The organism is Pseudomonas sp. Irchel s3h17 (genome assembly GCF_900187505.1).
In the GTDB taxonomy this organism is placed as follows: Bacteria; Pseudomonadota; Gammaproteobacteria; order Pseudomonadales; family Pseudomonadaceae; genus Aquipseudomonas.
The window spans coordinates 88,309-109,478 of sequence record NZ_FYDL01000002.1 but is presented as its reverse complement, the minus strand read 5'-3'; the positions used below and the strand labels follow the sequence as shown (position 1 = coordinate 109,478).

Sequence of the window (21,170 nt, the reverse complement as noted above, 5' to 3'; positions counted from 1 at the left end):
GTGTGCACAGCCGTTAGACTGCCTCCTTGATTTGCTAGAGGAGTGTGCGTCCGTCGCGCGCTCCCAATCTTTACATAGGCTTCCCCCCGAAATGATGGACATCAACGAGATTCGCGAATACCTGCCTCACCGTTACCCGTTCCTGCTGGTGGACCGGGTAGTGGACCTGGATGTTGAGGGCAAGTGCATTCGTGCCTACAAGAATGTCAGCATCAACGAACCCTTCTTCAATGGTCACTTTCCCGCGCATCCAATCATGCCGGGTGTACTGATCATCGAGGCGATGGCTCAGGCTGCCGGAATCCTTGGTTTCAAAATGCTCGACGTGAAGCCTGCCGATGGCACGCTCTACTACTTTGTCGGCTCTGACAAATTGCGCTTCCGCCAGCCGGTGCTGCCGGGCGACCAGCTTGTGCTGGAGGCGAAGTTCCTGAGCTGCAAGCGTCAGATCTGGAAGTTCGAATGCCAGGCTTCGGTCGATGGCAAGCCGGTCTGCTCTGCTGAAATCATCTGTGCGGAACGCAAACTATGAGTTTGATTGACCCTCGCGCAATCATCGATCCGACGGCCATTCTGGCCGAAGGCGTCGAGGTCGGCCCTTGGTCGATCGTCGGTGCAGGTGTGGAAATCGGCGAGGGAACAGTGATCGGCCCGCACGTGGTGCTCAAGGGGCCGACCCGGATCGGCAAGCACAACCGTATCTACCAGTTCTCCTCGGTAGGTGAGGACACGCCTGATCTGAAGTACAAAGGCGAAGAAACCCGCCTGGTGATCGGAGATCACAATGTCATCCGTGAAGGGGTGACCATTCACCGGGGGACCATCCAGGATCGTTCCGAAACCACCCTGGGTGACCACAACCTGATCATGGCCTATGCCCACATCGGTCATGACAGCGTTATCGGCAATCACTGCATCCTGGTCAACAACACGGCGTTGGCTGGCCACGTGCACGTGGATGACTGGGCGATCCTGTCTGGTTTCACCCTGGTTCATCAGTACTGCCACATTGGCGCCCACAGCTTTTCCGGCATGGGTACCGCCATCGGCAAGGACGTTCCGGCCTATGTCACGGTGTTCGGTAACCCAGCGGAAGCGCGCAGCATGAACTTCGAGGGCATGCGCCGTCGTGGGTTCAGCGAGGAGGCGATCCATGCCCTGCGTCGTGCCTACAAGGTGGTGTACCGCCAGGGGCTGACCGTCGAGCAGGCGCTGGCCGAACTGGCCGAGCCTTCGGCGCAGTTTCCCGAAGTCGCTGTGTTCCGCGACTCGATCCAGTCGTCGACCCGCGGCATTACTCGCTGATCATGGCCAATCTGCGGATTGCGCTGGTGGCGGGTGAGGCCTCCGGCGATATTCTGGGCGCCGGATTGATGCGGGCACTCAAGGCTCAGCATCCGGCGGTCGAGTTCATCGGGGTCGGTGGCCCGCTGATGGAGGCCGAAGGCCTGGTGTCCTACTTCCCCATGGAGCGCTTGTCGGTCATGGGGCTGGTGGAGGTTCTGGGTCGGTTGCGTGAACTCCTGGCCCGGCGCAAAAAGCTGATCAAGACGCTGGTCGCCGAAAAGCCCGATGTGTTCATTGGCATCGATGCGCCGGACTTCACCCTCAATATCGAACTGAAACTGCGTCAGGCCGGGATCAAGACGGTGCACTACGTCAGTCCTTCGGTCTGGGCCTGGCGTCAGAAGCGTGTGCTGAAGATCCGCGAAGGCTGCGATCTGATGCTGACCCTGCTGCCATTCGAAGCCCGATTCTATGAAGAGAAGGGCGTGCCGGTGCGGTTTGTCGGTCACACCCTGGCCGATGCGATCCCGCTGGAGGCTGACCGCTCGGCGGCACGTGCCGAACTGGGCTTGCCGGACGGGCCGCTGGTTGCCCTGATGCCAGGTAGCCGTGGCGGTGAGGTCGGTCGCCTGGGGGGCTTGTTCCTCGATGCCGCCGAGCGTTTACGCGCCATGCGCCCCGGTGTGCGGTTCGTCATACCCTGCGCCAGTCCCCAGCGCCGTGTGCAGCTCGAAGAGCTGTTGGCCGGTCGCGATTTGCCGGTGACCCTGCTCGACGGGCGTTCTCACCAGGCGCTGGCGGCTTGCAATGCGGTATTGATTGCATCGGGCACGGCCACGCTGGAGGCGCTGTTGTTCAAGCGGCCGATGGTGGTGGCCTACCGCCTGGCGCCGCTGACCTACTGGATTCTCAAGCGCATGGTGAAAAGCCCTTACGTTTCGCTGCCCAACTTGCTGGCTCAGCGTCTGCTGGTGCCCGAGTTGCTGCAGGACGACGCAACGCCCGAGGCGCTGGCATTGACCCTGTCGCCGCTGATCGATGGTGGGGAAGAGCAAACCACCGGGTTTGACCAGATCCACCGGACCTTGCGCCGCGACGCCTCCAACCAGGCGGCCACAGCTGTACTCACGCTGATCGGCAGCCCGCAATGAGTAATGTGAAGATGCAAATGGGGCTGGACTTTACCCTGGTCGCAGACGCCGAAGACCTGGTCGCTGGCGTGGACGAGGTTGGCCGTGGCCCGTTGTGTGGCGCGGTGGTGACGGCGGCGGTGATCCTGGATCCGAACCGGCCGATTCTCGGGCTCAATGACTCCAAGAAGCTCACCGAAGCGCGTCGCGAGAAGCTCTACGACGAAATCCGTGAAAAAGCCCTGAGCTGGTGTATTGCCCGCGCCGAGGTCGAGGAAATCGATGAGCTGAACATTCTGCATGCCACCATGCTGGCCATGCAGCGTGCGGTCGAAGGGCTGCATATCACGCCGAAACTGGCGATGATCGACGGTAACCGTTGCCCGAAGCTGGCGATGCCGGCCGAGGCCGTGGTCAAGGGCGATAGCAAGGTGCCGGCGATCGCGGCGGCCTCGATCCTGGCGAAAGTCAGCCGTGATCGGGAAATGGCGGCATTTGAATTGATTTACCCGGGGTACGGCATCGGTGGCCACAAGGGCTATCCAACTCCCGTTCATCTGGAAGCCTTGGCCCGCCTGGGGCCGACGCCGATTCACCGGCGCTCGTTCGCCCCCGTGAGGCTGGCGTACGAGGCGCGCGAGGGTTTGCTCGAGACCTAGGGCCTGTTGACGTTGGGCGCCGTCGCGGTCGTCACCCAGCGTCAACAGACCCTGGTCGCAAGGCTGATGTTTTTGCCAAGGCCCGGTACAATCCGGGCCTTGTTGTCTTTACGTTTCTGGACAGGATCACTATGCCGGCTTCATTCGTTCACCTGCGCCTGCACACTGAGTATTCCCTGGTCGACGGCCTGGTGCGGATCAAGCCGCTGGTCAAGACGCTGGTCGGCATGAACATGCCGGCCGTGGCCGTGACCGACCAGAACAACCTGTGTTCCCTGGTCAAGTTCTACAAAAACACCATGGGTGCCGGGATCAAGCCGATCTGCGGCGCCGACTTGTGGCTGTCGAACAAGGACCCCGATAACGCGCTCAGCCGGATCAGCTTTCTGGTGATGAATGCCACTGGCTATCGCAACCTTACCGAGCTGATTTCCCGCGGCTTCATCGATGGCCAGCGCAATGGCCAGATCATCATCGAGCGCGAGTGGGTGGCCGAGGCCAACGAAGGCTTGATCATGCTGTCGGCGGCGAAAGAGGGCGAGATTGGTGTCGCGCTGCTCAGTGGCAACCCGGAAGAAGCCGAAATCCTGGCCCGCGAGTGGATGGCAGTGTTCCCGGACCGTTTCTATCTGGAGATCCAGCGCACCAACCGGCCAAACGACGAAGAACAACTGCACGCCGCTGTAACCCTGGCCGACAGGATCGGCGCGCCGCTGGTCGCCACCAACGACGTGCGCTTCATCAAGCAGGAAGACTTCGCCGCCCACGAAACCCGCGTGTGCATCGGCGAGGGCCGAGCCCTCGACGATCCACGGCGCTCGAAGAACTACAGCGATCAGCAATACCTCAAGAGCGCCGAGGAGATGGCCGAGCTGTTCAGCGACCTGCCCGAGGCGCTGGAAAACACGGTCGAGATCGCCAAGCGCTGCAACATCGAAGTGAAGCTGGGGACGCACTTCCTGCCCAACTTCCCGATTCCCGATGGCATGACCATCGACGAGTATTTCCGCAAGGTGTCCTTCGATGGCCTGGAAGAGCGCTTGTCCGTCCTGCTGCCCAAGGACACCACTGAAGACTATGAGGCCAAGCGCCAGGTCTACGTCGATCGGCTGAATTTCGAGCTGGATATCATCATCCAGATGGGGTTTCCCGGTTACTTCCTGATCGTGATGGACTTTATCCAGTGGGCCAAGAGCAACGGCGTCCCGGTGGGCCCCGGCCGTGGGTCGGGTGCCGGATCGCTGGTGGCCTATGTGCAGAAGATCACCGACCTCGACCCGCTGGAATATGACCTGCTGTTCGAACGTTTCCTGAACCCGGAACGGGTCTCCATGCCCGACTTCGACGTCGACTTCTGCATGGATGGCCGTGACCGCGTCATCGACTACGTGGCCGAGAAGTACGGTCGCAACGCGGTCAGCCAGATCATCACCTTCGGCTCCATGGCCGCCAAGGCGGTGGTCCGTGACGTGGCGCGGGTGCAGGGCAAGTCCTACGGCCTGGCGGATCGCCTGTCGAAGATGATCCCCTTCGAAGTCGGCATGACCCTGGAAAAAGCCTACGAACAGGAAGAAATCCTGCGTGACTTCATCAAGGTCGATGAAGAAGCCGCGGAAATCTGGGAAATGGCCCGCAAGCTGGAAGGGGTTGTGCGTAACGTCGGCAAGCACGCCGGTGGCGTGGTAATTGCGCCGACCAAGTTGACCGACTTCTCGCCGATCTATTGCGACGAAGAGGGCGGAGGCCTGGTTACCCAGTTCGACAAGGATGACGTCGAGGCTGCCGGCCTGGTGAAGTTCGACTTCCTGGGGCTGCGGACTCTGACGGTCATCGATTGGGCGCTGAAAACCATCAACCGCGACCGCGCAAAGGTCGACCAACCGCCGCTGGACATCGCGTTCATCCCGCTGGACGACAAGCCGACTTACCAGTTGCTGCAAAAAGCTGAAACCACCGCAGTGTTCCAGCTTGAGTCGCGCGGCATGAAAGAGCTGATCAAAAAGCTCAAGCCCGACTGCCTGGAAGACTTGATCGCACTGGTGGCCCTGTTCCGTCCGGGCCCATTGCAATCGGGCATGGTGGACGACTTCATCAACCGTAAGCACGGTCGCGCCGAACTGGCGTACCCGCACTCGGACTACCAGTACGAAGGCCTCAAGCCGGTATTGGCGCCAACCTACGGCATCATCCTGTACCAGGAACAGGTGATGCAGATCGCCCAGGTCATGGCCGGATACACCCTCGGCGGTGCGGACATGCTGCGTCGGGCGATGGGTAAGAAAAAGCCCGAAGAAATGGCCAAGCAGCGCGGCGGTTTCATTGAAGGTTGCACCGCTAACAATATCGACGCGGACCTGGCCGGTAACATTTTCGACCTGGTAGAGAAGTTCGCTGGTTACGGCTTCAACAAGTCCCACTCTGCCGCCTACGGCCTGGTGTCGTACCAGACGGCGTGGCTGAAAACCCACTACCCGGCGCCGTTCATGGCGGCGGTGCTTTCGGCGGACATGCACAACACCGACAAGGTCGTGACCTTGATCGAAGAAATTCGCACCATGAAGCTGCGTCTCGACGCGCCGGATGTGAATACATCGGAGTTCAAGTTCACGGTTAATGACGAAGGCCGCATTATTTATGGGCTGGGTGCGATCAAGGGGGTTGGCGAAGGGCCGGTCGAGGCGATTACCGAGGCGCGTCAGGAAGGTCCGTTCACGGATCTGTTCGACTTCTGCGCCCGTGTCGACCTCAAGCGTATCAACAAGCGCACCCTGGACGGTTTGATCCGCAGCGGTGCACTGGATCGTCTTGGCCCTTACTTCCATGACGAGCCGAAAGCCTATCAGGCCAATATCGACCGCAACCGGGCGGTCTTGCTGACGGCTATGGAAGAAGCGATCAAGGCTGCAGAACAAACCGCGCGCACCCGCGACAGCGGGCATGCCGACCTGTTTGGCGGCCTGTTCGTGGAAGAAGACGCCGACGTCTATGCCAATCACCGCAAGGCCAAGGAGCTGACGCTCAAGGAGCGCCTCAAAGGCGAGAAAGATACCTTGGGCCTGTACCTGACCGGGCACCCGATCGACGAGTATGAAGGCGAGATTCGCCGTTTTGCCCGTCAACGCATCATCGACCTGAAGCCGGCCCGCGATACCCAGACCGTCGCCGGCATGATCATCGCCCTGCGTGTGATGAAGAACAAAAAGGGCGACAAGATGGGCTTCATCACCCTCGACGACCGCTCCGGCAGGATCGAGGCGTCCCTGTTTGCCGATGCCTTCCACTCGGCGCAATCGTTGCTGCAGACCGATGCGATGGTGGTGGTCGAAGGCGAAGTCAGCAACGACGACTTCTCTGGAGGCCTGCGGTTACGCGTCAAGCGGGTAATGAGCATGGAAGATGCCCGCACCAACCTGGCCGAAAGCTTGCGCCTGAAGGTCCAGACCCAGGACCTCAAGGGCGATCAGTTGCGCTGGCTGGGTGAGTTGTTCAAGCGCCATCGCGGCGCGTGCCCGATCACCCTGGAGTACACCCGTCCCGACGCCAAGGCCTTGCTGCAGTTTGGCGAAGGCTGGCGAATCGATCCGGCAGACAGCTTGATTCAAGCGCTGCGTGACCAGTTCGGGCGAGACAACGTCTTCCTCCAATACCGTTGACGGCCAGGGGCCATTGAAGCGCCCTGACCCTGACCCGAATTTTTAATCTCGACCTGAACGCGCCTGTCCCTTAAGGTAGGGCGCGAATAGACAATCGGCCGACCCAAGGACACTTGGACATCGACCCAAGACGGACGCCTATGAACCCGAATTTTCTAGATTTCGAACAGCCGATCGCCGACCTGCAAGCCAAGATCGAAGAGTTGCGCTTGGTCGGTAATGACAATTCGCTGAATATCGGCGATGAGATCTCCCGCCTGCAGGACAAGAGCAGCACGCTGACCGAAGACATCTTCGGCAAACTGACCAGCTGGCAGATCGCACGTCTGGCGCGTCATCCGCGTCGTCCGTACACCCTGGACTACATCGAACACATCTTCACCGAGTTCGACGAGTTGCACGGTGACCGTCACTTCTCCGATGACGCCGCGATTGTCGGGGGCGTTGCCCGCCTGGACGACCAGCCCGTGATGGTCATCGGTCACCAGAAAGGCCGCGATGTGCGCGAGAAGGTGCGTCGCAACTTCGGCATGCCCCGTCCGGAAGGCTACCGCAAGGCCTGCCGCCTGATGGAAATGGCCGAGCGTTTCAAGATGCCGATCCTGACCTTCATCGACACGCCGGGCGCCTACCCGGGGATCGACGCTGAAGAGCGTAACCAGAGCGAGGCCATTGCCTGGAACCTGCGTGTCATGGCGCGCCTGAAAACCCCAATCATCGCCACCGTGATCGGTGAAGGTGGTTCCGGCGGTGCATTGGCGATCGGCGTTTGCGATCAGCTGAACATGCTGCAGTACTCGACCTACGCGGTGATCTCGCCGGAAGGCTGTGCGTCGATCCTGTGGAAAACCGCGGAAAAGGCACCGGATGCTGCCGAAGCCATGGGTATTACCGCAGAGCGCCTCAAAGGCCTGGGTATCGTCGACAAAGTGATCGGCGAACCGTTGGGTGGTGCGCACCGTGATCCGGCCGCCGCTGCCGCCTCGATCCGTGCCGAACTGAGCGCGCAACTGAAGATGCTGAAGAAGTTCGATAACGACGCGCTGCTGACTCGCCGTTACGAGCGCCTGATGAGCTACGGTCTCTGATCTGATCTCGCTTTGATGTGGGAGCGGGCTTGCTCGCGAAAGCGGTATAACAGTCAACTGATGTGTTGAATGTTGAGCCGCTTTCGTGAGCAAGCCGCTCCCACATTTCATTTGTGCAAAGTGATCGATATGAGTCAGCCCATGATTGATCTTTCTGCCAGGCTCCTGCTGAACTTGACGCCCTGGCGCACCGCGCCCACCTGGCGCATCGCCTTCTCCGGTGGCCTCGACTCCACCGTCCTGCTGCACCTTCTGGTACAGCTCGCAAAAAAACAGACGTTGCCCGCGCTCAAAGCCATCCATGTCCATCACGGCCTCCAGGCTGCGGCCGATGCGTGGCCAGCACATTGTCAGGCAGTGTGTGATGCGTTGGGGGTGCCATTGACGGTCGCTCGCGTTCAGGTGCTGACGGGGGCGAGTCGCGAGCGGGCGGCGCGTGACGCGCGTTATGGCGCCTTCATCGAGGCGACGCAAACTGGTGAGGTGTTGCTGACCGCCCAGCACCGCGATGATCAAGCCGAGACCTTGCTGTTCCGGCTGTTGCGCGGGGCAGGGGTGCGTGGGCTTGCGGCGATGCCGGTGCAACGCCCGTTGGGACGCGGGCATCTGGTGCGGCCGTTGCTGGAGGTCTCCCGGGCCGACCTTGAAGCCTACGCCGCCGAGCATCGGTTGAGCTGGGTTGAAGACCCTTCGAACGCCGACCAGCAGTTCTCCCGCAATTTCCTGCGCCAACAGATCATCCCGGCGCTCACTCAGCGTTGGCCCCAGGCGGTCGCCACCATGGCGCGTAGCGCCGCACACTTGAGCGAGGCGCAAGGATTGCTCGATGAGCTGGCCGGGATGGACCTGGCGCAGGCTGCTACCGTCAGCGAATTCGATTGGCTGGGCGTGCCTTCCCTGGAGATGGGCGCGCTGGAAAACCTGTCCGCTGCCCGCCAGCGCAATGCGCTCAGTCATTGGCTGAGCCCGTTATCGCGCCTGCCCGACAGTGACCATTGGTCGGGTTGGGCCGACTTGCGTGAGGCCGCCGTGGATGCCCGGCCGGTCTGGCGCCTGGCCGACGGTGAGCTGCATCGGGCCAACGGACGCATCTGGTGGTTGTCCCGTGACTGGCTGGCGCTTGCGCCGCTTGGCAGGAACTGGGCTGATCCGTCGGTGCCGTTGTTGCTGCCTGACAACGGCCGGCTCAGCATTCACGGAGCCGTGCCCCAAGGCCTGCTCAGCGTGTGCTACCGGCAGGGCGGGGAGGTCATGGCGTTGCCCGGTCGCGGGCATCGCGATCTCAAGCGCTTGCTCAATGAAAGTCGTTTGCCGTTGTTTGCCCGTGGCAGATTGCCGCTGCTGTACTGCGATGAGCAATTGATAGCGGTGGCAAACCTGCCCGGGCTGGACGGTAGCGCTGGGGGGAACTACGTTTTGCAGTGGCAGCCAGCAATCAACGATCAAGGTTTGAGCTGAAAGGGGCTTTCCGGTAGACTACGCTCCCTTCTTGATACAACTTCTGTGGATTCGACTGAATTGCAGGAGTTGCCGATTACCAAGCAGTCTTTGCTGGGCGATTCCAAAAAATGTGTAGCGAGCAACCTACCGGTGTTTCACCTGCCGGTCTGTCCCAACGCGGCGGTTTTTTTGAAAGATGCACTGTAATTAATGCAGGTGATCGGGGGCTTCGGCCTTCCTTCGCTTTCCCCGGCGGCTCGGACCGCTTTAACGCAGACTTCTAGGGTTTTTCATGACGCGCTACATATTCGTCACGGGCGGTGTTGTTTCTTCTTTGGGGAAAGGCATTGCATCGGCTTCATTGGCGGCCATCCTGGAGGCGCGGGGACTTAAGGTCACCATGCTCAAGCTGGACCCGTACATCAACGTTGACCCGGGCACCATGAGCCCGTTCCAGCACGGTGAAGTGTTCGTCACTCACGACGGCGCCGAGACCGACCTGGACCTGGGCCACTACGAGCGGTTCATCCGCACGACCATGACCCAGAACAACAACTTCACCACGGGGCGTGTCTACGAGCACGTGCTGCGCAAGGAGCGCCGTGGTGACTACCTGGGTGCAACCATCCAGGTGATTCCGCACATCACCGACGAAATCAAGCGCCGCATCATCAAGGGTGCTGGCGATGCCGACGTGGCGATGGTCGAGATCGGTGGCACCGTGGGTGACATCGAGTCCCAACCGTTCCTCGAAGCCATCCGTCAATTGCGTTTCGAAGTCGGCGCCAAGCGCGCGATGCTGATGCACCTGACGCTGGTGCCATATATCGCCACTGCCGGCGAAACCAAAACCAAGCCTACCCAGCACTCGGTCAAGGAACTGCGTTCCATCGGCCTGCAGCCTGACGTACTGGTATGCCGTTCCGACCACCCGATCGACCTGTCTTCGCGTCGCAAGATCGCGCAGTTCACCAACGTTGAAGAACGTGCGGTCATCGCTCTGGAAGACGCCGATACCATCTACAAGATCCCGGGCATCCTGCACGCCCAGGGCCTGGATGATTTCGTCGTGGAGCGTTTCGGCCTGCAATGCGACAGCGCCGATCTGTCCGAGTGGGAAGCGGTGGTCGATGCCAAGCTGAACCCGGAGCACGAAGTCACCATCGCGATGGTCGGCAAGTACATGGAACTGCTCGACGCCTACAAGTCGCTGATCGAAGCGATGAGTCACGCCGGTATCAGCAACCGTACCAAGGTCAACCTGCGCTACATCGATTCGGAAGACATCGAGAACCAGGGCACTGCGCTGCTGGAAGGCGTGGACGCGATCCTGGTGCCTGGCGGCTTCGGTCTGCGTGGCGTGGAAGGCAAGATCACCGCCGTTCAATACGCTCGCGAAAACAAGATTCCCTACCTGGGTATCTGCCTGGGCATGCAAGTGGCCGTGATCGAGTTCGCTCGTAACGTGATGGGCTGGAAAGACGCCAACTCCACCGAATTCGATCGCACCAGTGGTCACCCGGTCGTGGGCCTGATCACCGAGTGGGAAGATGCCACCGGCGCCGTTGAAACCCGTACCGAGTCGTCCGACCTGGGCGGCACCATGCGCCTGGGTGCCCAGGACTGCCTGCTGGAAGCCGGCTCCCTGGTTCATGATTGCTATGGCAAGGACGTGATCGTCGAGCGTCATCGCCATCGTTATGAAGTGAACAACAAGCTGCTGCCACAAATCATCGAGGCCGGTCTGAAAGTCTCTGGTCGTTCCGGTGATGGCGCGCTGGTCGAAGTGGTCGAGGCCCCGGACCACCCATGGTTCGTGGCTTGCCAGTTCCACCCGGAGTTCACCTCGACTCCGCGTGACGGTCACCCGCTGTTCAGTGGTTTTGTCAAAGCAGCTTTGGCTCAACACCAGAAGAAGGCTTGAACCTGATGGCTCAAAAGATCATCCGCGTCGGCAACATCGAAATCGCCAACGACAAACCGATGGTGCTGTTCGGTGGCATGAACGTGCTGGAAAGCCGCGAAATGGCGATGCAGGTCTGTGAGGAATACGTCAAGGTCACCGAAAAGCTCGGTATCCCTTACGTGTTCAAGGCCAGCTTCGACAAGGCCAACCGCTCGTCGGTCGCTTCCTATCGGGGCCCGGGCCTCGAGGAAGGCCTGCGGATTTTCCAGGACATCAAGCAAGCCTTTGGCGTGCCGGTCATCACCGATGTCCATGAGCCTGAGCAGGCTGCAATGGTTGCTGAAGTCTGCGACATCATCCAGTTGCCGGCCTTCCTGTCGCGCCAGACCGACCTGGTCGTCGCGATGGCCAAGACCGGCGCTGTGATCAACATCAAGAAGGCCCAATTCCTCGCCCCTCAGGAAATGCGACACATCCTGAGCAAGTGCGAAGAGGCGGGTAACGATCAGTTGATCCTCTGCGAGCGTGGTTCGAGCTTCGGCTACAACAACCTGGTGGTGGACATGCTCGGCTTCGGCATCATGAAGCAGTTCGAGTACCCGGTGTTCTTCGACGTGACCCACGCGCTGCAAATGCCCGGTGGTCGCTCCGATTCCGCCGGTGGTCGCCGCGCCCAGGTGACAGACCTCGCCAAGGCCGGCATGAGCCAGTCGCTGGCCGGCCTGTTCCTGGAGGCTCATCCGGATCCGGACAACGCCAAGTGTGACGGCCCTTGCGCCTTGCGCCTGGACAAGCTGGAGCCTTTCCTGACCCAGCTCAAAGCCCTGGACGATCTGGTGAAGAGTTTTCCGACGGTAGAAACCGCGTAACCCTCGATTCTCCGGTAAAGTACCGCACGATTTAACGCTCGGACCTTTGGGTCCGGGCCTTATCGTCCGCAAGTCTGCCCGCTGCATATCACTTGCCGACGGTAAAAAGCTTTCCTACAGCTGCGTCGTTTTCGTCAACTTTGGAGTGTTTACAACAATGGCAAAAATCGTCGACATCAAAGGTCGTGAAGTTCTCGACTCCCGTGGCAATCCCACTGTCGAAGCGGACGTGCTTCTCGACAACGGCATCATCGGCAGCGCCTGCGCGCCGTCCGGTGCTTCCACTGGCTCGCGCGAAGCGCTGGAGCTGCGTGATGGCGACAAGAGCCGTTACCTGGGCAAAGGTGTATTGAAGGCCGTGGCCAACATCAATGGCCCGATCCGCACCGCGCTGCTGGGTAAAGACCCGATTGACCAGAAAACCCTCGATCGCATCATGATCGAGCTGGACGGTACCGAGAACAAAGGCAGCCTGGGCGCCAACGCCATCCTCGCCGTGTCCCTGGCCGCCGCCAAGGCTGCCGCTCACGACCAGGACCTGCCGCTGTACGCCCACATCGCCAACCTGAACGGCACCCCGGGTGTCTACTCGATGCCGGTTCCGATGATGAACATCATCAACGGTGGCGAGCACGCCGATAACAACGTCGACATCCAGGAATTCATGGTGCAGCCAGTTGGCGCCAAGACTTTCTCGGAAGGTCTGCGCATGGGCACCGAGATTTTCCATCACCTCAAAGCCGTTCTGAAGGCCCGTGGCCTGAGCACTGCCGTGGGTGACGAAGGTGGTTTCGCGCCGAACCTGGCGTCCAACGAAGACGCACTGAAAGTGATCTCCGAAGCGGTGGCCAACGCTGGCTACAAACTCGGCACCGACGTGACCCTGGCACTGGACTGCGCGGCCAGCGAATTCTACGAAGACGGCAAGTACAACCTGTCCGGTGAAGGCCAGGTGTTCACCGCCGAAGGTTTCGCCGACTACCTCAAAGGTCTGACCGAGCGTTACCCGATCATCTCCATTGAAGATGGCCTGGACGAGTCCGACTGGGCAGGCTGGAAAATCCTCACCGACAAGATCGGCGAAAAGACCCAGCTGGTGGGCGACGACCTGTTTGTGACCAACACCAAGATCCTGAAAGAAGGCATCGATAAAAAGATCGCCAACTCGATCCTGATCAAGTTCAACCAGATCGGCACCCTGACCGAGACCCTGGAAGCGATCCAGATGGCCAAGGCCGCTGGTTACACTGCGGTGATCTCGCACCGTTCCGGCGAAACCGAAGATTCGACCATTGCCGACCTGGCCGTGGGCACCTCGGCTGGCCAGATCAAGACCGGTTCGCTGTGCCGCTCCGACCGCGTTTCCAAGTACAACCAACTGCTGCGTATCGAAGAGCAATTGGGCGCCAAGGCCAAGTACAATGGCCGTAGCGAGTTCCGCGGCTAAGCCTGGACGCGTAAAAAGACACCGGATTGTGTCGAAAAAAAACGCTACAGCGGGTTTTTTGCCACTAATCTGATGCTTTAGAGTACGAGCCTGGTTCTTCCAGGCTTCGTGCTATCAGACGCTTCAAAGTCTTGGCATGGCTGTTTTTTTTCACTGGATACCTGATATTCGATGCGCAGTCCCTACTGGTTGTTTCTTGTCTTGCTCTTGCTCCTGGGTGGTTTGCAGTACCGCCTGTGGGTGGGAAACGGCAGCCTGGCGCAGGTGGCCGACCTGACTCAGCAAATTGCCGATCAGCAAGCTGAAAACCAGACCCTGCTGGAGCGCAATCGAGTGATGGATGCAGAAGTCATGGAGCTGAAAAAAGGCATGGAGACCGTTGAAGAACGGGCCCGCCATGAGTTGGGCATGGTCAAGGACGGTGAAACGCTTTACCAGTTGGCCCAATGATGCACGCCTTGCCGGCCTTCTGGGCCGTGATTCCCGCCGCGGGCGTCGGTGCCCGTATGGCCGCGGACCGTCCCAAGCAGTACTTGCAACTGGGCGGACGCACTATTCTCGAACACAGCCTCGGCTGTTTCCTCGATCACCCAGCCTTGAAGGGGTTGGTGGTCAGTCTTGCTGTTGATGATCCTTATTGGCCGAACCTGGCCTGCGCTGCCGACCCTCGCATTCAGCGGGTGGAGGGTGGCGAAGAACGCTCGGGGTCTGTGCTCAATGCCTTGCTGCACCTGCACGCGCAGGGCGCTGCCGATGAGGACTGGGTGTTGGTCCATGATGCTGCGCGACCGAACCTGACCCGCGACGATCTCGACAAGCTGCTGTCGGAGCTGGCGGATGATCCGGTCGGTGGGCTGCTCGCCGTGCCGGCCCGTGACACTCTCAAGCGTGTGGATAAGCATGGCCGGGTGCTCGAAACCGTTGACCGGAGTTTGATCTGGCAGGCGTATACGCCGCAGATGTTCCGTTTGGGGGCTTTGCATCGGGCGCTGGCCGACAGCCTGGTGGCTGATGTGACCATTACCGATGAGGCGTCCGCCATGGAGTGGTCGGGGCAGGCGCCGCGCTTGATCGAGGGGCGGGCGGATAATCTCAAGGTGACCCGGCCTGAAGATCTTGAGTGGTTGCGTCAGCGGTGGGCTCATCGCGGTTCTTTGTAGGCGACCCCTCTCTGTGGGAGCGGGCTTGCTCGCGAAGGCGGCTTGGTAGCCAACCATTCTCTCGCGTAGGTACACCTGTGGGAGCGGGCTTGCCCGCGAAGGCGGTCTGGTGGCTGGCCATTCTCGTGCAGGTGCGGTGTACATATCCGTTGCTGCGGTCATGGCGACTTATGGTTTCGCCCGACGGCGACTCACTTTTTTTACAAGCGCCTAAAAAAAGTAAGCAAAAAAACGCTTCGCCCCGAGCGTCCGGCCCCTCGCCGAGGCTCGGGGTTCCCTCGCTTCGGCATTCTTCAGGGGGCATCGCCCTCCGGTCGGCTTCGCTCGACCTCCATGCGATGTCCTCGACTGCGTCGAGGGGCGCTGCGCGCCATTCCCCTGATGAACGCCTGCGCTCGGCCTGCCGATGGGGCGGGTGGATCAAGATCAAAAGCCAGAGCCAGAGCCAGAGCAAAAGCCAAAGCCAAAGCCAAAGCCAAAGCCTACTTCAGTCTGCTTCAGCCACTGTACTCCGGTCGTTTGGCCAGCCCGTCCTTGAGGTAGTCCACCAGTTTGCGCACTTTCGGCGATAGATGGCGTTGCTGCGGGTACAGGGCCCATACGGCGGTGTTCGGCGGTTGATGGGCGTCGAGCAGCGATACCAGTGCGCCGCTGTTCAGGTGTTCCAGCACGTAGTAGTCCGGTAGCTGGCACAAGCCAACACCCTGCAGTGCCGCATCCAGCACGGCTTGCCCGCTGTTGCAGCGCCAGTTGCCTTGTACCCGCTGGGAAAATTCTCGCCCGTCCTGTTCCAGTTGCCAGAGGTCCGAGCTGCCGATCAGGCAGTTGTGACGACTCAGTTCGGACAGGCTGTGGGGGCGGCCGTAGCGTTCGAGGTAGGACGGCGAGGCGCACAGGTACATGCGTCGTGGGGCCAGGCGGGTGGCGACCAGTCGTGAGTCTTGCAGGCGGCCCAGGCGGATCGCCAGGTCCAGGCCTTCATGCACCAGGTCCAGGGGGCGGTTGCTCAGCTCGATATCGACGCGCAGTTGCGGGTAAAGCCCCATGAAGCTGGTCACCAGTGGCACGATAAAACGTTCGCCGTAGGCCACTGCGCAGGTCATGCGCAACATGCCCTTGGGTTCGCTGGTCAGGTCGCCGACGGCGCGCAAGGCCTCTTCACGACCGTCCTGCAAGCGTTGGCAGTGTTGCAGGAAGGTCTGTCCGGCTTCGGTGAGGGTCACTCGCCGTGTACTGCGATAGAGCAGGCGGGTTTGCAGGCGTTCTTCCAGGCGTACGATTTGTCGACTGATATGGGAAGACGAAACCCCGAGGCGTTCGGCGGCTGCGGTGAATTGACTGCATTCAGCGACGGCCACGAACTCGTCGATACCTTCCCAGCGGTTGTCGGACATTTAGATTATCCCTGTACGGCAATAATGTTTTGCTTTTGGCTTGATTATTAATCGTCCTGCAGTGTTTTACACTCGTTGCCTCGTTTTTATTCACTGGAGAGTCAGGATGATCAAGTCGCGCGCTGCCGTTGCCTTCGAGGCCAGGAAACCCCTCGAGATCGTTGAAGTCGATGTCGCCATGCCCAAGGCCGGTGAAGTCCTGTTGCGTGTCGTCGCCTCCGGTGTATGCCATACCGATGCCTACACCTTGTCCGGTGCGGACCCGGAAGGCATCTTCCCGTCGATCCTCGGTCACGAAGGCGGAGCCATTGTCGAAGCCATCGGCGAGGGGGTGACCTCGGTCGCGGTGGGTGATCACGTGATCCCGCTGTATACCCCGGAATGTGGCCAGTGCAAGTTCTGCAAGTCGGGCAAGACCAACCTCTGCCAGGCCATTCGTGCCACCCAGGGCAAGGGCCTGATGCCGGACGGCACTACGCGTTTCTCCTACAAAGGCCAGCCGATTTTCCACTACATGGGTACCTCGACCTTTTCCGAGTACACCGTGCTACCGGAAATTTCCGTCGCGAAAATTCAAAAAGAGGCACCGCTGGAAAAAGTCTGCCTGCTGGGCTGCGGTGTCACCACCGGGATTGGTGCGGTGATCAACACGGCCAAGGTCAAGCCGGGTGACACCGTGGCCATCTTCGGTCTGGGCGGTATCGGTCTGTCGGCGGTCATCGGTGCGGTCAAGGCCAAGGCGGCCCGTATCATCGCCATCGACATCAACCCGGCCAAATTTGAAATCGCCAGGCAGTTGGGAGCGACTGACTGCGTGAACCCGAAGGAGTTCGACCGTCCGATCCAGGAGGTCATCGTCGACATGACCGATGGCGGCGTCGACTTTTCCTTCGAATGCATCGGCAATGTTCAATTGATGCGCGCGGCGCTGGAATGCTGTCACAAGGGCTGGGGTGAGTCGGTGATCATCGGTGTCGCCGGTGCCGGCCAGGAAATCGCTACCCGTCCGTTCCAGTTGGTGACCGGTCGCGTCTGGCGCGGTTCGGCGTTTGGTGGCGTACGCGGTCGCAGCGAATTGCCAAGCTATGTGGACATGGCCCAGAGCGGCGAGATTCCACTGGATACCTTTATCACCCACACCATGGGCCTGGAAGACATCAACAAGGCATTTGACCTGATGCATGAAGGCAAAAGCATCCGTTCGGTCATCCACTTTTAAGAGCAGCGACAAGCTGCAAGCCACAAGCGGCAAGTGGGCTCGCCCCACTTGCCGCTTGAAGCTTGCAACTTGCAGCTGGGAGGTCCCATGAGTCTGGAAAATCTCTCATGCCAGAAGAGTTTTGGTGGCTGGCATAAGCGTTACAAGCACCGCAGCGAAGTGCTCGGTTGCGACATGGTGTTTGCCGTGTACCTGCCGCCCCAAGCGGAGCAGGGCGGCAAGCTGCCGGTGCTGTACTGGTTGTCGGGCCTGACCTGCACGGACGAGAATTTCATGCACAAGGCCGGGGCCATGCGCATGGCGGCCGAGCTTGGGCTGATCATCGTGGCGCCGGACACCAGCCCGCGGGGCGCGGATGTGCCGGGTGACCCGGACGGCGCCTGGGATTTCGGCCTGGGAGCCGGGTTCTACCTGAACGCTACACAGGAACCCTGGGCCAGGCACTATCGGATGCACGACTACGTCGTCGAGGAATTGCCGGCGTTGGTCGAGGCGAATTTTCCGGCATCGGATAAACGCGCCATCAGTGGTCACTCAATGGGCGGGCATGGCGCGCTGGTGTGTGCCCTGCGCAATCCGGGTCGCTATCAGTCGGTGTCGGCCTTCGCGCCCATCAACAATCCCATGGATTGCCCGTGGGGCCAGAAAGCGTTTTCGCGCTACCTGGGCGAAGAGCGCTCGAAGTGGCGTGAGTGGGATGCGTGTGTGTTGATCAGCGAGGCCGGCGAAAAACTGCCGTTGCTGGTAGACCAGGGGGACCGGGATGATTTCCTGACCACCCAGCTCAAGCCCGAAGCCTTGCGGCAGGCCGCAAAACTGGCGGGCCATCCGCTGACCTTGCGTCTGCAACCTGGCTACGATCACAGCTATTTCTTCATCGCCAGCTTCATTGATGATCACTTGCGGCATCACGCCCACGCCCTTGGCGCCTAAAGCAGGTAGAATCACGCCCTGACTAAATCGGGGCGTTTTTTTATGCGTATTGGCCACGGCTATGATGTGCACCGTTTCGCTGAAGGCGATTTCATCACTCTGGGCGGCGTGCGGATTGCTCACAGCTTCGGGCTGCTCGCCCACTCCGACGGCGACGTGCTGCTGCATGCGTTGAGCGATGCCTTGCTGGGCGCCGCCGCACTCGGCGACATCGGCAAGCATTTCCCGGATACCGACCCACAGTTCAAGGGCGCTGACAGCCGTGTGCTGTTGCGTCATGTCGTTGCACTGATCCATGCCAAGGGCTGGAAAGTGGCCAACGTCGACAACACCATTGTCGCCCAGGCGCCAAAAATGGCCCCGCATATCGAATCGATGCGCGCGCTGATTGCCGCGGATCTTCAAGTTGAATTGGATCAAGTGAACGTGAAAGCCACCACCACCGAAAAGCTCGGCTTTACCGGTCGCGAAGAAGGCATTGCCGTACACGCCGTTGCCTTGTTGTCGCGCGCATGAACGAATTGCAACTGCTCGGCCCGCGAGCCTATGGAGACGCCCTTGGCACCGCCGTGCTCAAAGCCATCGCGGAAGATTTCCAGGTCGATGAAGTGCTCGACATTCCGTTGACCGGCGAAGGCGAACACCTGTGGATCTGGGTGGAAAAACGTGGCCTGAATACCGAGGAAGCGGCACGGCGAATTGCCAAGGCGGCTGGTGTGCCATTGCGCACGGTCAGCTATGCCGGCCTGAAGGACCGCCAGGCGCTGACCCGCCAGTGGTTCAGTGTGCAATTGCCAGGCAAGGCTGATCCTGACTTGTCCGCGGCAGAAAACGACACGCTGAAAATCCTCAAGACCGCCCGGCACAAACGCAAGCTGCAGCGCGGTGCGCATTCGGCCAACGGCTTCACCTTGCGCCTGACCCAGTTTGCAGGTGACAAGGCGGCCATTGAAGCGCGTCTGCAATTGATCGCCAAACAAGGTATTCCCAACTACTTCGGTGCCCAGCGGTTCGGGCATAACGGCGGCAACGTGGTTGACGCGCGGGAGTGGGCGGCACGCAAGGCGCTGCCGGAGCAGCGCAATGTGCGCTCGCGATTGCTGTCCACGGCGCGCAGCTTTCTGTTCAATAAAGTGCTGGCGGCGCGAGTGGCCGATGGCAGTTGGCAGCGTGCCCAGGTAGGTGATTTGCTGGCCTTCACCGACAGCCGCAGCTTTTTCCCTGCCGGTATCGAGGAATGCAGCGACCCGCGCCTGGCCATACTCGACCTGCATCCGACCGGGCCGCAGTGGGGCGAGGGCGAGTCACCTGCCGCCGGTGCGACCCATGAACTGGAACAGCGAATCGCATCCGGGGAAGCCGACTTGCGCGACTGGTTGGTGAATGCCGGAATGAGCCATGAACGTCGCATCCTGCGGCTGCCCATTGGCGGGTTGACGTGGCATTATCCCGTGCCTGACATTCTGCAACTGGAATTCGTCCTGCCGGCCGGATGCTTCGCCACCGTATTGGTGCGTGAGCTCGTCGATCTGGTGCCGGTGGGGCAGACGGACAGCCCATGCGTATTCTGATTTCTAACGATGACGGGGTAACAGCCCCCGGCCTTGCCGCGCTTTATGCTGCGCTGGCGGATTACAGCGAGTGCGTGGTCGTTGCCCCGGACCAGGACAAAAGCGGCGCCAGCAGTTCGCTGACGCTCGATCGTCCGCTGCATCCGCAAACCCTGGCCAACGGCTTCATCAGCATCAACGGTACGCCGACCGATTGCGTGCACCTGGGCCTCAATGGGCTGCTGGCGCACGAGCCGGACATGGTGGTTTCCGGGATCAACCTAGGGGCCAACCTGGGCGATGACGTGCTGTATTCCGGTACGGTCGCGGCCGCGCTCGAAGGGCGATTCCTGGCCAGGCCATCCTTTGCCTTTTCGCTGGTATCGCGCCAGGTTGAAAATCTGCCGACGGCGGCCTACTTTGCGCGCAAACTGGTAGAGGCTCACGCCGAACTCAACCTGCCGCCACGCACGGTGCTGAACGTGAACATTCCGAACTTGCCCCTGGATCACATTCGCGGCATTCAGCTGACTCGCCTGGGCCACCGTGCCCGTGCGGCGGCGCCCACGAAGGTGGTCGATCCGCGTGGCAAGTCCGGCTACTGGATTGCGGCGGCCGGTGACGCTGAAGATGGCGGGCCAGGCACGGACTTCCACGCGGTGATGCAGGGCTACGTTTCGATCACCCCGCTGCAACTCGACCGGACCTTCAATAGTGCCTTTGAAAGTCTCGACGGCTGGCTGGAGGGGCTGCGCTGATGGCTCGTGAGCAAGACGATATTCTGCGTCGTGGTATCGGGATGACCTCCCAGCGCACCCGTGAGCGATTGATTCAGCGGCTGTACGAAGAAGGCCTGAGCAACGCCCAGGTACTGGAAGTGATCCGCCGTACACCGCGTCACCTGTTCGTCGATGAAGCGCTGGCGCACCGCGCCTATGAAGACACGGCGTTACCGATCGGCCACAACCAGACCATTTCCCAGCCCTACATGGTGGCGCGCATGAGCGAGCTGCTGCTGGAGGCTGGTCCTCTGGATAAAGTGCTGGAAATCGGCACTGGGTCCGGTTATCAGACGGCGGTGCTGTCGCAGTTGGTCGAGCGGGTGTTCTCGGTTGAGCGCATCAAGGTCCTGCAGGACCGGGCCAAGGAGCGCCTGGTCGAGTTGAACCTGCGCAACGTGGTGTTTCGCTGGGGCGATGGCTGGGAAGGCTGGCCGGCACTGGCGCCCTACAACGGCATCATTGTCACCGCAGTTGCCACCGACGTGCCTCAGGCACTGCTTGATCAGTTGGCGCCGGGAGGGCGCCTGGTGATTCCGGTAGGGTCGGGCGAAGTTCAGCAGTTGATGCTGATCATTCGCGAGGAGCAGGGCTTTTCCAGGCGTGTTCTAGGCGCAGTACGCTTCGTCCCGTTGCTCAACGGGCCATTGGCCTGA

At 60.7% G+C, this 21,170-nt stretch carries 19 protein-coding genes; 18 read left to right on the top strand and 1 reads right to left on the bottom strand.

Annotated features, from left to right (window positions below; all coding sequences use genetic code 11):
- Nucleotides 1-91: 91 nt before the first annotated feature.
- From fabZ to ispD, 12 genes are all read left to right on the top strand, one after another.
- On the top strand, nucleotides 92-532 hold the full coding sequence (fabZ, locus tag CKW25_RS02600; protein ID WP_095077472.1) for a 3-hydroxyacyl-ACP dehydratase FabZ: 441 nt from the start codon (nucleotides 92-94) through the stop codon (nucleotides 530-532).
- Complete coding sequence (gene lpxA, locus CKW25_RS02595) at nucleotides 529-1,305, top strand: acyl-ACP--UDP-N-acetylglucosamine O-acyltransferase (RefSeq protein ID WP_095077471.1); 777 nt, start codon at nucleotides 529-531, stop codon at nucleotides 1,303-1,305. Before fabZ ends, lpxA begins: the two co-directional genes overlap by 4 nt.
- Before the next feature lie 2 nt (nucleotides 1,306-1,307).
- Nucleotides 1,308-2,438: a lipid-A-disaccharide synthase gene (gene lpxB, locus CKW25_RS02590; protein ID WP_095077470.1), complete on the top strand. Its 1,131-nt coding sequence runs from the start codon at nucleotides 1,308-1,310 to the stop codon at nucleotides 2,436-2,438.
- An 11-nt stretch (nucleotides 2,439-2,449) separates the two neighbouring features.
- Complete coding sequence (gene rnhB / locus CKW25_RS02585) at nucleotides 2,450-3,076, top strand: ribonuclease HII (RefSeq protein WP_095077469.1); 627 nt, start codon at nucleotides 2,450-2,452, stop codon at nucleotides 3,074-3,076.
- A 131-nt stretch (nucleotides 3,077-3,207) separates the two neighbouring features.
- Entirely contained in the window at nucleotides 3,208-6,729 is a 3,522-nt protein-coding gene (dnaE, locus tag CKW25_RS02580; protein ID WP_095077468.1) for a DNA polymerase III subunit alpha, read from the top strand.
- A 140-nt stretch (nucleotides 6,730-6,869) separates the two neighbouring features.
- Nucleotides 6,870-7,817 (top strand): acetyl-CoA carboxylase carboxyltransferase subunit alpha, encoded by a 948-nt coding sequence (locus CKW25_RS02575; protein WP_095077467.1) that lies wholly within the window; start codon nucleotides 6,870-6,872, stop codon nucleotides 7,815-7,817.
- Between the two features lie 129 nt (nucleotides 7,818-7,946).
- Nucleotides 7,947-9,275, top strand: a complete 1,329-nt coding sequence (gene tilS / locus CKW25_RS02570; RefSeq protein ID WP_095077916.1) for a tRNA lysidine(34) synthetase TilS — start codon at nucleotides 7,947-7,949, stop codon at nucleotides 9,273-9,275.
- A 274-nt stretch (nucleotides 9,276-9,549) separates the two neighbouring features.
- Nucleotides 9,550-11,181, top strand: a complete 1,632-nt coding sequence (locus CKW25_RS02565) for a CTP synthase (RefSeq protein ID WP_095077466.1) — start codon at nucleotides 9,550-9,552, stop codon at nucleotides 11,179-11,181.
- 5 nt (nucleotides 11,182-11,186) lie between these two features.
- Nucleotides 11,187-12,032: a 3-deoxy-8-phosphooctulonate synthase gene (gene kdsA / locus CKW25_RS02560; RefSeq protein ID WP_095077915.1), complete on the top strand. Its 846-nt coding sequence runs from the start codon at nucleotides 11,187-11,189 to the stop codon at nucleotides 12,030-12,032.
- Nucleotides 12,033-12,189: 157 nt separating this feature from the next.
- Nucleotides 12,190-13,479 (top strand): phosphopyruvate hydratase, encoded by a 1,290-nt coding sequence (gene eno, locus CKW25_RS02555; RefSeq protein WP_095077465.1) that lies wholly within the window; start codon nucleotides 12,190-12,192, stop codon nucleotides 13,477-13,479.
- A 171-nt stretch (nucleotides 13,480-13,650) separates the two neighbouring features.
- Nucleotides 13,651-13,929, top strand: a complete 279-nt coding sequence (ftsB, locus tag CKW25_RS02550; RefSeq protein WP_027619031.1) for a cell division protein FtsB — start codon at nucleotides 13,651-13,653, stop codon at nucleotides 13,927-13,929.
- Nucleotides 13,926-14,639: a 2-C-methyl-D-erythritol 4-phosphate cytidylyltransferase gene (gene ispD / locus CKW25_RS02545; RefSeq protein WP_095077464.1), complete on the top strand. Its 714-nt coding sequence runs from the start codon at nucleotides 13,926-13,928 to the stop codon at nucleotides 14,637-14,639. The genes ftsB and ispD overlap by 4 nt, the downstream gene beginning before the upstream one ends.
- A gap of 497 nt (nucleotides 14,640-15,136) precedes the next feature.
- On the opposite strand, the gene CKW25_RS02540 is transcribed toward ispD, so the two are convergent.
- Nucleotides 15,137-16,033 (bottom strand): LysR substrate-binding domain-containing protein, encoded by an 897-nt coding sequence (locus CKW25_RS02540; protein WP_095077463.1) that lies wholly within the window; start codon nucleotides 16,031-16,033, stop codon nucleotides 15,137-15,139.
- A 106-nt stretch (nucleotides 16,034-16,139) separates the two neighbouring features.
- Here CKW25_RS02540 and CKW25_RS02535 point away from each other — a divergent pair, with 106 nt between their 5' ends.
- The 6 genes from CKW25_RS02535 to CKW25_RS02510 all read left to right on the top strand — a co-directional run bounded on the left by CKW25_RS02535 (nucleotide 16,140) and on the right by CKW25_RS02510 (nucleotide 21,170).
- Nucleotides 16,140-17,252 (top strand): S-(hydroxymethyl)glutathione dehydrogenase/class III alcohol dehydrogenase, encoded by a 1,113-nt coding sequence (locus CKW25_RS02535; protein WP_095077462.1) that lies wholly within the window; start codon nucleotides 16,140-16,142, stop codon nucleotides 17,250-17,252.
- Nucleotides 17,253-17,339: 87 nt separating this feature from the next.
- A complete protein-coding gene (gene fghA / locus CKW25_RS02530; RefSeq protein ID WP_095077461.1) occupies nucleotides 17,340-18,185 on the top strand; it encodes an S-formylglutathione hydrolase in 846 nt (281 codons plus the stop codon).
- A 42-nt stretch (nucleotides 18,186-18,227) separates the two neighbouring features.
- A complete protein-coding gene (ispF, locus tag CKW25_RS02525; protein WP_095077460.1) occupies nucleotides 18,228-18,701 on the top strand; it encodes a 2-C-methyl-D-erythritol 2,4-cyclodiphosphate synthase in 474 nt (157 codons plus the stop codon).
- The gene (gene truD / locus CKW25_RS02520; RefSeq protein ID WP_095077459.1) at nucleotides 18,698-19,756 is read left to right on the top strand and encodes a tRNA pseudouridine(13) synthase TruD; all 1,059 of its coding nucleotides are present in this window, start codon (nucleotides 18,698-18,700) and stop codon (nucleotides 19,754-19,756) included. Before ispF ends, truD begins: the two co-directional genes overlap by 4 nt.
- Nucleotides 19,744-20,493, top strand: a complete 750-nt coding sequence (gene surE / locus CKW25_RS02515) for a 5'/3'-nucleotidase SurE (RefSeq protein ID WP_095077458.1) — start codon at nucleotides 19,744-19,746, stop codon at nucleotides 20,491-20,493. The genes truD and surE overlap by 13 nt, the downstream gene beginning before the upstream one ends.
- Before the next feature lie 41 nt (nucleotides 20,494-20,534).
- Nucleotides 20,535-21,170 (top strand): protein-L-isoaspartate(D-aspartate) O-methyltransferase, encoded by a 636-nt coding sequence (locus tag CKW25_RS02510; RefSeq protein WP_172736405.1) that lies wholly within the window; start codon nucleotides 20,535-20,537, stop codon nucleotides 21,168-21,170.